Here is a 14,431-nt window from a genome sequence, read left to right on the forward strand (position 1 = left end):
AGTACGACAGGCCGAAGTGCTCTTCGTCCATCGCCATCAGGTTGTTGGCACCCGACAGCATGGTCGCCACGTGGGTACGGGTACGCGGCAGGATGCGCTGGAAGTAGAAGCGCGCAGTCTGCAGCTTGGCGGTGTAGAACGCTTCTTCGCTGGTGCCGGCAGCCAGTTTCTCGGCAGCCAGGCGGGCAATGTCGGCCCAGAAGTAAGCCAGGCAGGCGTAGCCGGAATACATCAGGTAATCGACCGAGGCCGCACCCACTTCTTCGCGGTCCTTCATGGCGGCCATACCGACTTTCATGGTCAGCTCACCCCATTCCTTGTTCAGCGCCGCCAGCGGTTCGACGAACTCTTTGACCGCTTCGTTGCCTTCCTGCGCCTGGCAGAACTTGTGCACGATCTTGGTAAAGCCCTTCAGCGCTTCGCCCTGGGTCATCAGCACCTTGCGGCCGAGCAGGTCCAGGGCCTGGATGCCGGTGGTGCCTTCGTACAACATGGAAATGCGGCTGTCGCGCACGTTCTGCTCCATGCCCCATTCGGCGATGAAGCCGTGGCCACCGTAGATCTGCACGCCATGGTTGGCGGCTTCGAAACCGACCTCGGTCATGAACGCCTTGGCGATCGGGGTCAGGAACGCCAGCAGGGCATCGGCCTTCTTGCGCTCTTCTTCATCCTGGCTGTACTTGACGATGTCCACCTGCTTGGCAGTGAAGTACACCATCGCGCGGTTGCCTTCGGCGAAGGCCTTCATGGTGAGCAGCATGCGGCGCACGTCCGGGTGGACGATGATCGGGTCAGCAGCCTTGTCCGGTGCTTTCGGGCCGGTCAGGGAACGCATTTGCAGGCGCTCACGAGCGTACTTCAGGCCACCCTGGAACGCTACTTCGGCATGGGCCAGGCCTTGCAGCGCGGTACCCAGGCGGGCGGTGTTCATGAAGGTGAACATGCAGTTCAGGCCTTTGTTGGCCGGGCCGATCAGGTAGCCGGTAGCGCCGTCGAAGTTCATCACGCAGGTGGCGTTGCCGTGGATACCCATCTTGTGTTCGATCGAGCCGCAGCTCACGCCGTTGCGCTCGCCCACACCGCCTTCGGCGTTGGGCAGGAACTTCGGCACGATGAACAGCGAGATGCCTTTGGTGCCAGCCGGTGCGTCCGGCAGGCGGGCCAGGACGATATGGACAATGTTGTCGGCCATGTCGTGCTCACCGGCCGAAATGAAGATCTTGGTGCCCGACACCTTGTAGCTGCCGTCGGCCTGTGGCTCGGCCTTGGTGCGCAGCATGCCCAGGTCGGTACCGCAGTGCGGCTCGGTCAGGCACATGGTGCCGGTCCACTCGCCGGATACCAGCTTGGTCAGGTAGGTGTGCTGCTGCTCGGCAGTACCGTGCGCAGAGATGGTGTTCATCGCGCCGTGCGACAGGCCCGGGTACATGCCCCACGACCAGTTCGAACCGCCGACCATTTCGCTCAGGGCCAGGCCCAGCGATTCCGGCAGGCCCTGGCCGCCGTGCTCGACGTCATGCGCCAGGCTCGGCCAGCCACCTTCTACGAACTGCTGATAGGCCTCTTTGAAGCCGGTAGGGGTTTTCACGCCCGATTCGCTCCAGGTGCAGCCTTCCTGGTCACCCACGCGGTTCAGCGGCGACAGCACCTGCTCACAGAACTTCGCGCCTTCTTCGAGGATCGCGTCGACCATGTCGGGCGTGGCGTCCTGGCAACCCGGCAGGCTCTGATAATGCGCCTCATAACCGAGCAGCTCGTCGCGAACGAAGCGGATATCACGCAAGGGGGCTTTGTAATCAGGCATTGCGATGAACCTCTAGGTGAGTTCTGTGGGGGTGACCCGCACTTGGCGGCCGTCGATCAAACAGTTGTTTGAAACTTACGTTTAGCTCCGCCTTATGTCAAGGATGGACTATGGTGCCATTTACGCCACGAAAAATGGCATTCATGCCAAGCCTTGAAAAATAAAGACGCCCCTGTGGGAGCGGGCGTGCCCGCGAAAGGGTCAGGCCAGGCATTAGGGGTGCCTGATCTGACGCATTCGCGGGCATGCCCGCTCCCACAGGGGCTGCGTGTAAATCTGGTGAGCGCCCTGTCAGGCGTAGGTGTCGATGATCCGGCCGAGCATTTCGTCGGATGCCTTTGCGACCTTTGCGCCCAGTTCGACTTCAAGTTTGCCCACGGCCAGCTGCACGGTGCTGGTGGCCAGGTCCATCTGCTGGCTGCGGTCGACCGCGCGCAGGCGTTCGGCCTGAAAATCGCTGGACTGGCTGGTGGCGCTACGTTCGGCGGTGGTGCTGGCGATCTGGCTGGCGGCCTGATCGACGCGGTTCTGGCCGGTCTGAATTGCGCTCAGGCCCGCGTAATAGGCGGAGCTACCGGTGATTTCCATGTCAGGACTCCATTGACGCTGGATGACGAACAGGCCCAATTAAAGCAGGCCAAAGGCGAAAAGGCCCGTTTAAATCCCTAATGGCCTGGTGCCATTTGATAGGCCTTGGGTATTCCTGCACTGGCCTCTTCGCGGGTAAACCCGCTCCCACAGGATCTCCACATTTTTTGAAACTTGTGCAGTACCTGTGGGAGCGGGTTTACCCGCGAAAGGGCCAGGCCTGCAAACGCTAGTCCAGTAGATCCAGCTGAAGGTGTTCAGCCACCATGTCGGCACTTGCCTGCTTCAATTTGGGCACCCGCCCCAGGCAAGGCGCCGGCAAACGCTCGGCCAGGCTGGCCAGGTTCTCTTCCAGGCGCGAAGTACGCGGCTCGATGATGTTCGCCACCCATCCCGCCAACTGTAGCCCGTCACGGGCAATCGCCTCGGCGCTGAGCAAGGCGTGGCTGATGCACCCCAGACGTACTCCCACCACCAGGATCACCGGCAACTTCAAGGCAATGGCCAGATCGGACAAGTTGTCTTGCCCCGACAATGGCACGCGCCAGCCACCTGCCCCCTCGATCAGGGTGAAATCGGCATTTTGTTGCAACACACTGCGCATCGCTACCAACAGCTCCGACACGGCAAGCGTCACCCCTACCTCGCGCGCTGCCACGTGGGGTGCGATAGCCGGTTCGAAGGCAAACGGGTTGACCTGCTCGTAGGGCAGCTTGATCGTGCTTTCATCGATCAGCGCCTGAGCGTCGCTGTTGCGCAAGCCTTTCGGCGTCATCGTGCAACCGGAGGCCACCGGCTTGGCCCCCAGCGTGCTCAAGCCTTGCGACCGTGCCGCATGCAACAGCCCGGCAGCGATGGTGGTCTTGCCAACATCGGTATCGGTACCGGCAATGAAATAGGCCTGACTCATCTCGCTCCCCTTACACCTGTGGCTTGCGCAACAAACCATAGACCACCTGATAGGTGGCTGGCAGCCCCTCAGGCTGGCGATACGCCTCATAAGCCTGCAGCAGGCCCTGCATGCGTGCCCGACCGGTAAGCCCGGAAGGCCGGCCAGGGTTCAGATTGTGGGCGCCGAGAGCCTTCAGTTCATGGGTCAGGCTGCGTACATCCGGGTAGTGCAGCACGTGCGGGCAGCGCTGCAGCACAAGCTGTTCGAAACCGCTGGCTGCGCACAGGCGCTGATAGTCCTCGAAACGGCGGAAGCGGTTCACATGCACCAGGCCATCCACCGCCTGCCAACTGGCGCGCAGTTCATCGAGGGTACCCACACACAGACTGCTGAAGGCCAGCACGCCGCCCGGGCGCAGCACTCGCAGCGCTTCTGCCAGCACACTGGCGAACTGGTCGCACCACTGCACGGCCAGGCTGGTAAACACCAGGTCGACGCTGGCATCACGCAGCGGCAAACGCTCGGCGTCGCCGGCCACGTGATAGAGCGCCCCGCCCTGTTCGTTGCGAGCATGGCACAACATGCCCTCGGCGATATCCACCGCCACGCCGCTGGCTTGGGTGAAACGCTCGGCCAGCGCCCGGCTGAAATGACCGGTGCCGCTGCCCAGGTCCAGCCAGCGCGACGGCTGCAGGCCCTCCGGCAACAGCTCCAGCAAGCTCGAACCCACCGCACGCTGCAAGGCTGCCACGCTGTCGTAGCTGGCTGCGGCGCGGGAGAACGAGGCCGCTACCTGGCGCTTGTCGGGCAGCGCTCCGGGCGGGGTCGGACGGGAAAGATCAGTCATCGCCACTCTCATGCAGGAAACTCTTGATGCCCGCCGCCAGTTCCTGCGGGTACTCCAGCAGGAAGGCGTGGGAACTGTCTTCGACCAGGCCCACTTCCACATCGGGCAGCAGCTCGCTCAGCGCTTTCGCCGCATCTGCTGGTACCAGCGCATCGCTGCCGGCGAACAGGTGCAGCTGCGGGCCACCGTAGGCCTCCAGAGCTTCGCGGGTATCCAGCTTGGCCAGTACCTCGAGGCCGGTGGCCAGGTACAGTGGGTCGGTGTCCGGCACGCCGACACCCAGCTGGCGCAGCAGGGTACGCGGCTGCTGGGCACCATCGCTGCACAAGGTACGGAAGCGCTTCAGGGTGACCTGGGTATGGCTGCGACAGCCGTCGAGGAAGGTGACGAAAGTGTCTTTGGCCATGCCGTGGGGCCAGTCCGGGCGAGCCACGAAACTGGGGTTGCTGGCCAAGGTCAGCAGGCCGCAGCAATGGTCGCCACGCTTGTGCGCCAACGCGCTGGCCAGCATGCCGCCGAACGACCAGCCGCCCAGCCAGACATCGCTCGGCAGCTTGCGGTCGAGGTGGTCGACCCAGGCCTGCACATCGCTGTGGGCCAGTTCCGGCAATGGCATCAGCTCTACCTGCAGGCGGGCGTCCTGGGCACGCAGGCTGGCGGCCAGCGGCTCCAGGGAAGCAGTGCCCAGGCCCCAGCCGGGCAACAGTACAAGTCGATTACGCATCGGCGCTCTCCAACTGTGGATAACACTCGGCCAATGCATTCAACAATAGCTGCACCTGCGCCTCGCTGTGCGCGGCGCTCAATGTCACCCGCAGGCGTGCGCTGCCCGCCGGCACAGTGGGCGGGCGGATGGCCGTCACCAGCAAGCCGCGCTCGCGCAGCATGCGTGACAGGCGCAGGGCCTGCGCGCTGTCACCGATGACGATCGGCTGAATCGGTGTCGGGCTGTCCATCAGTTGCAGTCCAATCTGCTGCGCACCTTCACGGAACTGATGGATCAGCGCGGCAAGGTGCTCGCGGCGCCAGGTCTCGCGACGCAGAAGTTCCAGGCTTTTGAGGGTGGCGCAAGCCAGCGCCGGTGGCTGGCTGGTGGTGTAGATGTACGGGCGTGCGAACTGCACCAGCGCCTCGATCAGCTCTTCGCTGCCGGCCACAAAGGCGCCGGCGGTCCCACAGGCCTTGCCCAGCGTACCGATCAACACCGGCACATCTTCAACGCCCAGATCGAAGTGCTCGACTATACCGCCGCCCTGAGTGCCCAAGGTGCCCAGGCCATGGGCGTCGTCGACCATCAGCCAGGCACCGCGCGCGCGCGCGACATCGGCCAGCGCCGGCAGGTCGGCCAGGTCGCCGTCCATGCTGAACACGCCATCGGTCACTACCAGGGTATTGCCGACGGCCTTGCCCAGGCGGCTGGCCAGGCTGGCCGGGTCGTTGTGCAGGTAGCGGTTGAAACGGGCACCGCTGAGCAATCCGCCATCCAGCAGCGAAGCATGGTTCAGGCGGTCCTGCAGCACCGTGTCACCCTGCCCCACCAGTGCGGTGATGGCGCCCAGGTTGGCCATGTAGCCTGTGGAGAACAGCAGCGCGCGCGGTCGCCCGGTAAGTTCGGCCAAGGCCTCTTCCACCTGGTGGTGCGGCGTACTGTGACCGATAACCAGGTGCGAGGCACCGCCACCGACACCCCAGCGCTCGGCGCCGGCCTGCCAGGCAGCAATCACCTCGGGGTGGTTGGCCAGGCCCAGGTAGTCATTGCTGCAGAAGGCCAGCAAGCGCTGGCCATCGACCACCACTTCCGGCCCCTGCGGGCTTTCCAGCAGTGGCCGCTGCCGATACAGGTCTGCGGCGCGCCGTTCGGCCAGGCGCGCCGCCAGGTCGAAGGCCATTTCAGGCGGTCGCGGCGTTGTAGAACATCTCGCTGCTGCGCTGCTCGACCAGCGCCTGCTCGATAGCCGCCTGGTGCACTTCGTCGGCGTGCTCTTCACGCGCTTCGGGCTTGATACCCAGGCGTGCGAACAGTTGCATGTCCTTGTCCGCCTGCGGGTTGGCGGTGGTCAGCAGTTTTTCGCCGTAGAAGATCGAGTTGGCGCCGGCCATGAAGGCCAGGGCCTGCATCTGCTCGTTCATCTGCTCGCGGCCGGCGGACAGGCGCACGTGCGACTTGGGCATGAGGATACGGGCCACGGCCAGCATGCGGATGAAGTCGAACGGGTCGACGTCCTCTTCCTCGGCCAGCGGCGTGCCAGCCACCTTGACCAGCATGTTGATCGGTACCGATTCCGGGTGCTCGGGCAGGTTGGCCAGCTGGATCAGCAGGCCCGCGCGGTCGTCCAGCGACTCACCCATGCCGAGAATGCCGCCAGAGCAGATCTTCATCCCGGCATCACGCACGTAGGCCAAGGTCTGCAGTCGCTCGCTGTAGGTGCGGGTGGTGATGATACTGCCGTAGAACTCCGGCGAGGTGTCGAGGTTGTGGTTGTAGTAGTCCAGGCCGGCCTGCGCCAGGGCCTTGGTCTGCTCCTGGTCGAGCTTGCCGAGGGTCATGCAGGTTTCCAGGCCCATGGCCTTGACGCCTTTGACCATCTCCAACACATAGGGCATGTCTTTGGCCGAAGGGTGCTTCCACGCCGCGCCCATGCAGAAGCGGGTAGAACCGATGGCTTTGGCGCGGGCGGCTTCTTCCAGCACCTTCTGCACTTCCATCAGCTTCTGTTTTTCCAGCCCAGTGTTGTAGTGGCCGGACTGTGGACAATATTTGCAATCTTCCGGGCAGGCGCCGGTCTTGATCGACAGCAGGGTCGAAACCTGCACGCGGTTCGGGTCGAAATGCGCGCGGTGCACAGTCTGCGCCTGGAACAGCAGGTCATTGAACGGTTGCTGGAACAGCGCCTTGACCTCGGCCAGGGACCAGTTGTGACGTGTTGTTGCAGTTGTGCTGGCGCTCATTGGTGTTTCCTTGTTTAGGCTGAAGCAGGCGCCGGGACAGGAAAGCCCACCAGCGCATCACGGATAGCTCGCATAGTCATGGAAGGCCTATGAACTGTCAACCACACTGGAAAAGACTGGTTTACAAGTGCTCACTTATTAATCAGATGTGTTTGTTGTGCGATGAACCAGCCGAGCAGGCCTACCCGCTGTGCGTCGCCTGCGAGCAGGAACTGCCTTGGCTGGGCGATCAGTGCCTGCGCTGCGCGCTGCCATTGGCGATGGCCGGCCTGACCTGCGCCCAGTGCCAGCGCCGCGCACCGGCCTTTGAGCAGGTGGTTGCACTGTGGCATTTCGGCTTTCCAGTGGACACGCTGATCAGCCGTTTCAAGCACAACCGCCAGTGGCCCCTGGGGCGACTGATGGCCGAATTGTTCGGGCATGGGCTGCTGCACCGCTTTACCGAAGGGCTGCCGCGCCCCGACCTGTTGTTGCCTGTACCCTTGTCCAAACGTCGACTACGGGAGCGGGGGTTCAACCAGGCGGGGATGCTCGGGCGCTGGCTGTCGTCGCATGCGGGGGTACGTTGCGACGAGCGGCTACTGCTGCGTACACGGGAGACACCTGCACAGCAACAACTGGACGCCAAGGCCAGGCGACACAATCTGCGCCAGGCGTTTGCGGTAACAGGCAAACTGACGGGCAAGCATGTCGCCATTGTCGATGACGTGTTGACCACCGGTGCTACCGCGCAGGCGGTTGCCGAAGTGCTGCGCAAGGCCGGTGCGCGGCGGGTGGATGTGTATTGCCTGGCGCGTACGCCCAAGCCTGGGTATGTATGAGCAAGCGCGGGTCGCCCAGTGCAGGAGCGGGCTTGTGTCGCAATCGGGCTGCGCAGCAGCCCCAGCAATATTTGCCAAGGCGTGAATCGTGGGGCCGCTTCGCGCCCCTTTCGCGACACAAGGCCGCTCCTACACACTATCCACCCTCAGGCCCCCACAAGACCAAATGCCCATGCCTCTGCCCCCACACCTAACCCAGCACATCGCCCGCCGCCCCCAGCGTATCGCGCTGCTGCAGCACATTGCCGAAGAGGGTTCGATCACCCGCGCCGCCAAGGCTGCGGGCATCAGCTACAAGGCCGCCTGGGACGCCATCGACGAACTCAACAACCTGGCCAGCCAGCCCCTCGTCGAGCGCAGTACCGGCGGGCGTGGTGGCGGTGGTGCCCGTCTGTCGCCGGAAGGCCAGCGGGTTCTGCGCCTTTATAAGAGGCTGCAGGCCCTTCAGGCGCAAATCCTCGAAGCGGCCGAGGAGTCGAGCGACCTCGACCTGCTTGGCCGGTTGATGCTACGTACCAGCGCGCGCAACCAGTTGCAGGGCCAAGTCAGCGGCCTGCGCCGCGAGGGACGGCATGATCAAGTCAGCCTGGCGTTGGGCGGAGGGTTGGAGATCGAGGCGCTGATCACCCACGACAGCACCGCACGGCTGGAGCTGACGCTGGGGACGATAGTAGTGGCGCTGCTCAAGGCAGGGTGGGTGAGGTTGCTGGGCGACGAGGAAGAGGCCGAAGCGGGTAGCAATTGCCTGCAGGCGACAGTGGAGGAGGTACTGGCGGAGGCTGATGGGCCTGCTGAGGTCCGGTTGGCGTTGGGGAATGGCCAGACGTTGTGTGCGTTTGCCGAGACGGATTGGTTGGCTGGGCAGCGGGTGGCAGCAGGCAGTTTGGTGCGGGTTCAATTTCATCCCTCTTATGTATTGCTTGGGATTCCCGCATAGCCTGGCCGCGCTTTGCGCTGTTCGCGGGCTTGCCCGCTCCCACAGGGACCGCGCAGCCGCCAGGGAAACGATGCACCCGCGAAGAGGCCGGTACAGGCATAACGCGCTACCATGGCCCCCACGCCGCCTACCCCCCGGAGCCACCATGTCCCACCCCTTCGACACCCTCACCCCCGACCTGGTCCTGGACGCCGTGGAAAGCCTGGGCTTTCTCAGCGATGCCCGGGTGCTGGCGCTGAACAGCTACGAAAACCGCGTCTACCAGGTGGGCATCGAGGGCGCGCAACCGCTGATCGCCAAGTTCTACCGCCCAGGCCGCTGGAGCGACGCGGCCATCCTCGAAGAGCACAGCTTCACCGCCGAACTGGCCGACTGCGAAGTGCCGGTGGTCGCCCCGCAGCAGCACGACGGCCGCACCCTGTTCGAACACCAGGGCTTTCGCTTCACCCTGTTCCCCCGCCGCGGCGGCCACGCGCCAGAGCCGGGCAACCTCGACCAGCTCTACCGCCTCGGCCAGTTGCTCGGCCGTCTGCACGCCGTGGGCGCCAGCAAACCGTTCGAGCACCGCGAAGCGCTGGCTGTGGACAACTTCGGCCATGCATCGCTGAATACCCTGTTGGAAGGCGACTTCGTCCCTCGCGAACTGCTGCCAGCGTTCGAGTCGGTGGCACGCGACCTGCTCAAGCGGGTGGAGGACATCTATGCCCGCACGCCACACCAGCTCATCCGCCTGCATGGTGACCTGCACCCCGGCAACCTGATGCACCGGGACGAGGTGTACTACGTGGTCGACCTCGACGACTGCCGCATGGGCCCGGCGGTGCAGGACCTGTGGATGATGCTGGCCGGCAGCCGCGAGGAGCGCCTGGGGCAACTAGCCGAACTGATCGACGGCTATAACGAGTTCCACGATTTCGACCCGCGCGAGCTGGCCCTGATCGAGCCCCTGCGCGCCTTGCGCCAGCTGCACTACAGCGCCTGGCTGGCGCGGCGCTGGGACGACCCGGCATTCCCGCCCAGCTTCCCCTGGTTCGGCCAGCCACGCTACTGGGGAGACCAGATTCTCGCCCTGCGCGAACAAATGGCAGCACTGGATGAAGCACCGCTGAAATTGTTCTAGAAGCGCGCCCGCCTCTGTCTACAATAGGCGTCGCTTTATTTAGCTACCTAAGCAAGGATTCTGCATGCACGCCGCAAACCCGCGTCGCGGGTACCTACTGGGCCTCAGCGCCTACATCATCTGGGGGCTGTTCCCCCTGTACTTCAAGGCAATCCAGAGCGTCCCGGCGGTGGAGATCATCGTCCACCGCGTGCTCTGGTCGGCACTGTTCGGCTCGCTGCTGCTACTGGTGTGGAAACACCCCGGCTGGTGGCGTGAACTGCGTGACAACCCGCGCCGGCTGGGCATTCTGGCCCTGAGCGGGGCGCTTATCGCAGGCAACTGGCTGACCTACGTATGGTCGGTGAACAACGGGCGCATGCTCGAGGCCAGCCTGGGTTACTACATCAACCCACTGATCAATGTGCTGCTGGGCATGCTGATTCTCGGCGAGCGCCTGCGCCGCCTGCAGTGGCTGGCGGTGGCCATGGCCGCCGTGGGGGTGGCCCAGCAGGTGTGGCAGGTGGGCAGCCTGCCGTGGGTGTCGCTGGTGCTGGCGCTGAGCTTCGGCTTCTATGGGCTGATTCGCAAACAGGCACCGGTGGCGGCATTGCCTGGCCTGGTGGTGGAAACCTGGATGCTGGTACCGCTGGCACTAGGCTGGCTGTTGCTGCACCCGGCAGCGACAAGTGCCCAGGGCGCGTTCTACACCAGCAGCGAAGCGTTGTGGCTGATGGCCGCGGGGCCGGTGACACTGGTGCCGTTGGTGTGCTTCAACGCTGCCGCGCGGCACTTGCCGTACACCACGCTGGGCTTCCTGCAGTACCTGGCGCCGACCCTGGTGCTGCTGCAGGCGGTGCTGCTGTTCGATGAGCACTTGTCGTCGAGTAACTTGGTGGCGTTCATGTTCATCTGGGCGGGTTTGGCGATTTACAGCGTCGATGCGTGGTTCAGTTTGCGCAAGCGCAGCTGATCAAAAAATGACCACAACTCTGCAGGCCTTGTGATTCGTGGCCTGCAGAGACATCTCCAAAGGTTATCCACACCCTCGTCCCCGTGCTTTGTGCACAAGCTGCTGATTTTTGAGTGTTTTTTGAGCAAAGCCGTGGAAGGCGCGCACGGTCTGGGCTGGAGAGGGGAACCCCCAGGTTATCCACAGGGCCTTCCCCGTGATATCGGGATAACCGCAGGGGGCTGCTTTGCAGCCCATTGCGACACAAGGCCGCTCCTACAGGGGAACGCGTAACCCTTGTAGGAGCGGCCTTGTGTCGCGATGGGCCGCGAAGCGGCCCCGGCAATCTCGGATCATTCCTCCGGCCGCAGCTTCAACTCCACCATCAAGTCGTCCGCCAGGCTCTCCAGCTTCTGCTGCAATTCCTCCAGCGACAGGGTTAACGGCAATGCCAGCAAGGCATCGGCATGGAACAGTGGCTCGCTGCTCATGGGCGCCGGCCGCACCTCTGTGGTAAACCGCTCAAGGTTCACCCCCAGATCCGCCAGCAGGCGGGTGATATCACGCACGATTCCCGGCCGGTCATTACCTACCAGCTCCATGGCAATCGGCTTCCAGGTACACGACGGCTCTATACCGCTTTCGGCGATCAGCACGCGAATGTCATATCGGACCAACCCCTGCAGCGAAGCCACCAGCTCGTCGTAGTTTTCCGCCGGCACCGCCACCCGCAGGATGCCGGCAAACTGCCCGGCCATGCGCGACATGCGGCTTTCCAGCCAGTTGCCACTGTGGTCAGCGATGCACTGGGCAATGCGCTCGACCTGGCCGGCCTTGTCAGGGGCAATCACAGTCAGTACAAGATGATCCACAAGCCCTTCCTCGTGTCGGACCGCGCCGTGCGGCAGAAAATCGGGGGATCGACTCAGTATAGGCAAGGCGCGGCAACCTGCCGCAGGGCAATCGGCACAACAAATCGTGTACTGTTTCAAGATTTATCTGGAACAATCCACCTGTTTTTTGCGAACATACTTACTCCCAGCGTGACCATACGCGACCAACGGGTCGCATAACGGCGCTTTTAGTCTGATTTTGCCCCGCCTACTGCTTCATGTAGTATCCCGTGGCGCGGACTACAAAACGTCGTTTGGATGTCTGCCAAGGCGCCTGTGAAAATACGCACACTGTCTGCCAGCCTGTCTGGCAGGCCGCACCCAGCCGCGCTCGGGGCTTTACTCGGGGGCATGCACTGGTGCCGTGTTTAGAGAAGCGCTACAGGCTTAATACAGAAGAGCGAAATAGCTGAGCAGAGTGAGGCAAGCAATGACTGGATACGTTCAAGTCGGTGGCCTTCAGGTCGCCAAGGTCCTGTACGACTTCGTGAACAACGAAGCCATCCCAGGGACCGGCATCGTCGCCGAGCAGTTCTGGGCGGGTGCAGAGAAGATCATCAATGACCTCGCTCCAAAGAACAAAGCCCTGCTCGCCAAGCGCGACGAGCTGCAAGCCAAGATCGACGCCTGGCACCAGGCACGCAAAGGCCAGGCCCATGACGCCGTAGCCTACAAAGCATTCCTCCAGGAAATCGGCTACCTGCTGCCACAAGCCGACGATTTCCAGGCCACCACCCAGAACGTGGACGAAGAAATCGCCCACATGGCCGGCCCACAGCTGGTCGTACCGGTGATGAACGCCCGCTTCGCCCTTAACGCCGCCAACGCCCGTTGGGGTTCGCTGTACGACGCGCTCTATGGCACCGATGCCATCAGCGATGAAGGCGGCGCCGAGAAAGGCCAAGGCTACAACAAGGTACGTGGCGACAAGGTCATCGCCTTCGCCCGCGCCTTCCTCGACGAAGCCGCGCCACTGGCGGCTGGCTCGCACGTCGACTCCACCGGCTACCGCATCGAAGGCGGCAAGCTGGTAGTTGCCCTGAAAGGCGGCAGCAACAGCGGCCTGCGTGACGACGCCCAGCTGATCGGCTTCCATGGCGATGCCGCCGCGCCGACTGCGGTGCTGCTCAAGCACAACGGCCTGCACTTCGAAATCCAGGTCGACGCCAGCACCCCGGTCGGCAGCACCGACGCCGCCGGCGTGAAAGACATCCTGATGGAATCGGCGCTGACCACCATCATGGACTGCGAAGACTCGGTTGCCGCCGTCGACGCCGACGACAAGGTGATCGTCTACCGCAACTGGCTGGGCCTGATGAAAGGCGACCTGGCCGAAAGCGTGAGCAAGGGTGGCAAGACCTTCACCCGCACCATGAACCCGGACCGCGAGTACGCCGCGCCCAACGGCGGCAGCGTGACCCTGCACGGCCGTTCGCTGCTGTTCGTGCGCAACGTTGGCCACCTGATGACCAACCCGGCGATCCTCGACGCCCAAGGCAACGAAATCCCCGAAGGCATCCAGGACGGCCTGTTCACCAACCTGATCGCCCTGCACAACCTCAATGGCAACACCAGCCGCAAGAACACCCGCAGCGGCAGCGTGTACATCGTCAAGCCGAAGATGCACGGCCCGGAGGAAGTAGCCTTCGCCGCCGAGATCTTCAGCCAGGTCGAAGACCTGCTGGGCATGAAGCGCAACACTGTCAAGGTCGGCATCATGGACGAGGAGCGCCGTACCACGGTCAACCTCAAGTCGTGCATCAAGGCCGCAGCCGAGCGCGTGGTGTTCATCAACACCGGCTTCCTCGACCGCACCGGCGATGAAATCCACACCTCGATGGAAGCCGGCGCCGTGGTGCGCAAGGGCGCCATGAAGAACGAGAAGTGGATCGGTGCCTACGAGAACAACAACGTTGATGTCGGCCTGGCCACCGGCCTTCAAGGCCGTGCGCAGATCGGCAAGGGCATGTGGGCCATGCCCGACCTGATGGCGGCCATGCTCGAACAGAAGATCGCCCACCCGCTGGCCGGTGCCAACACCGCCTGGGTGCCGTCGCCGACCGCCGCCACCCTGCATGCCCTGCACTACCACAAGGTGGACGTACAGGCGCGTCAGCGTGAACTGGCTTCGCGTACCCCGGCGTCGGTGGACGACATCCTGGCCATCCCGCTGGCCGCCGACACCAACTGGTCGGCCGAAGAGATCCGCAACGAGCTGGACAACAACGCCCAGGGCATCCTCGGCTACGTGGTGCGCTGGATCGACCAGGGTGTGGGTTGCTCGAAGGTGCCGGACATCAACAACGTCGGCCTGATGGAAGACCGCGCCACCCTGCGCATCTCGGCCCAGCTGCTGGCCAACTGGCTGCGCCATGGCGTGGTCAGCCAGGAGCAGGTGCTGGAAAGCCTGAAGCGCATGGCCGTAGTGGTCGACCAGCAGAACGCCGGCGACCCTCTGTACCGCCCGATGGCACCGAACTTCGACGACAACGTCGCATTCCAGGCTGCGGTAGAGCTGGTGGTGGAAGGTGGCAAGCAGCCGAACGGCTATACCGAGCCGGTACTGCACCGCCGTCGCCGCGAGTTCAAGGCGCGTAACGGGTTGTAAGCGACATCTGCGACAGGGGGCCGCTTTGCGGCCCTTTCGCG

At 63.7% G+C, this 14,431-nt stretch carries 13 protein-coding genes; 5 read left to right on the forward strand and 8 right to left on the reverse strand.

Translation table 11 applies throughout. The features are described from left to right. The 7 genes from ACK1U9_RS08990 to bioB form a co-directional block, all read right to left on the reverse strand. Window positions 1-1,804 (reverse strand): phenylacyl-CoA dehydrogenase (locus tag ACK1U9_RS08990; RefSeq protein WP_025337435.1); only part of this gene is annotated, 1,804 nt, incomplete at its 3' end. Window positions 1,805-2,095: 291 nt separating this feature from the next. Next, window positions 2,096-2,392, reverse strand: coding sequence for a hypothetical protein (locus ACK1U9_RS08995; protein WP_003258614.1), 297 nt, complete (start codon window positions 2,390-2,392; stop codon window positions 2,096-2,098). A 229-nt stretch (window positions 2,393-2,621) separates the two neighbouring features. After that, window positions 2,622-3,302: a dethiobiotin synthase gene (bioD, locus tag ACK1U9_RS09000; RefSeq protein ID WP_046614440.1), complete on the reverse strand. Its 681-nt coding sequence runs from the start codon at window positions 3,300-3,302 to the stop codon at window positions 2,622-2,624. A 10-nt stretch (window positions 3,303-3,312) separates the two neighbouring features. Beyond that, window positions 3,313-4,131, reverse strand: a complete 819-nt coding sequence (gene bioC / locus ACK1U9_RS09005; RefSeq protein ID WP_108480301.1) for a malonyl-ACP O-methyltransferase BioC — start codon at window positions 4,129-4,131, stop codon at window positions 3,313-3,315. Then, window positions 4,124-4,855, reverse strand: a complete 732-nt coding sequence (locus tag ACK1U9_RS09010) for an alpha/beta fold hydrolase (RefSeq protein ID WP_085600068.1) — start codon at window positions 4,853-4,855, stop codon at window positions 4,124-4,126. Before ACK1U9_RS09010 ends, bioC begins: the two co-directional genes overlap by 8 nt. Next, a complete protein-coding gene (bioF, locus tag ACK1U9_RS09015; RefSeq protein ID WP_108480302.1) occupies window positions 4,848-6,020 on the reverse strand; it encodes an 8-amino-7-oxononanoate synthase in 1,173 nt (390 codons plus the stop codon). The genes ACK1U9_RS09010 and bioF overlap by 8 nt, the downstream gene beginning before the upstream one ends. Before the next feature lies 1 nt (window position 6,021). Continuing rightward, window positions 6,022-7,080, reverse strand: a complete 1,059-nt coding sequence (bioB, locus tag ACK1U9_RS09020; protein WP_108480303.1) for a biotin synthase BioB — start codon at window positions 7,078-7,080, stop codon at window positions 6,022-6,024. Window positions 7,081-7,169: 89 nt separating this feature from the next. Between bioB and ACK1U9_RS09025 the strand changes: the two genes are divergently transcribed. The 4 genes from ACK1U9_RS09025 to rarD all read left to right on the forward strand — a co-directional run bounded on the left by ACK1U9_RS09025 (window position 7,170) and on the right by rarD (window position 10,910). Further along, complete coding sequence (locus ACK1U9_RS09025) at window positions 7,170-7,901, forward strand: ComF family protein (RefSeq protein WP_108480304.1); 732 nt, start codon at window positions 7,170-7,172, stop codon at window positions 7,899-7,901. Between the two features lie 172 nt (window positions 7,902-8,073). Then, a complete protein-coding gene (locus ACK1U9_RS09030) occupies window positions 8,074-8,838 on the forward strand; it encodes a TOBE domain-containing protein (RefSeq protein WP_449109834.1) in 765 nt (254 codons plus the stop codon). A 145-nt stretch (window positions 8,839-8,983) separates the two neighbouring features. Then, complete coding sequence (locus ACK1U9_RS09035) at window positions 8,984-9,958, forward strand: serine/threonine protein kinase (RefSeq protein WP_085600060.1); 975 nt, start codon at window positions 8,984-8,986, stop codon at window positions 9,956-9,958. A gap of 64 nt (window positions 9,959-10,022) precedes the next feature. Next, complete coding sequence (gene rarD / locus ACK1U9_RS09040) at window positions 10,023-10,910, forward strand: EamA family transporter RarD (protein WP_046614447.1); 888 nt, start codon at window positions 10,023-10,025, stop codon at window positions 10,908-10,910. Window positions 10,911-11,242: 332 nt separating this feature from the next. Here the strand turns inward: rarD and ACK1U9_RS09045 are convergent, their stop codons facing one another. Further along, on the reverse strand, window positions 11,243-11,761 hold the full coding sequence (locus tag ACK1U9_RS09045) for a glycine cleavage system protein R (RefSeq protein ID WP_046614448.1): 519 nt from the start codon (window positions 11,759-11,761) through the stop codon (window positions 11,243-11,245). A 451-nt stretch (window positions 11,762-12,212) separates the two neighbouring features. Between ACK1U9_RS09045 and ACK1U9_RS09050 the strand changes: the two genes are divergently transcribed. After that, window positions 12,213-14,390: a malate synthase G gene (locus ACK1U9_RS09050; protein ID WP_046614449.1), complete on the forward strand. Its 2,178-nt coding sequence runs from the start codon at window positions 12,213-12,215 to the stop codon at window positions 14,388-14,390. The last annotated feature ends 41 nt before the right edge of the window (window positions 14,391-14,431 follow it).

This window comes from Pseudomonas sp. XP1 (genome assembly GCF_053557675.1).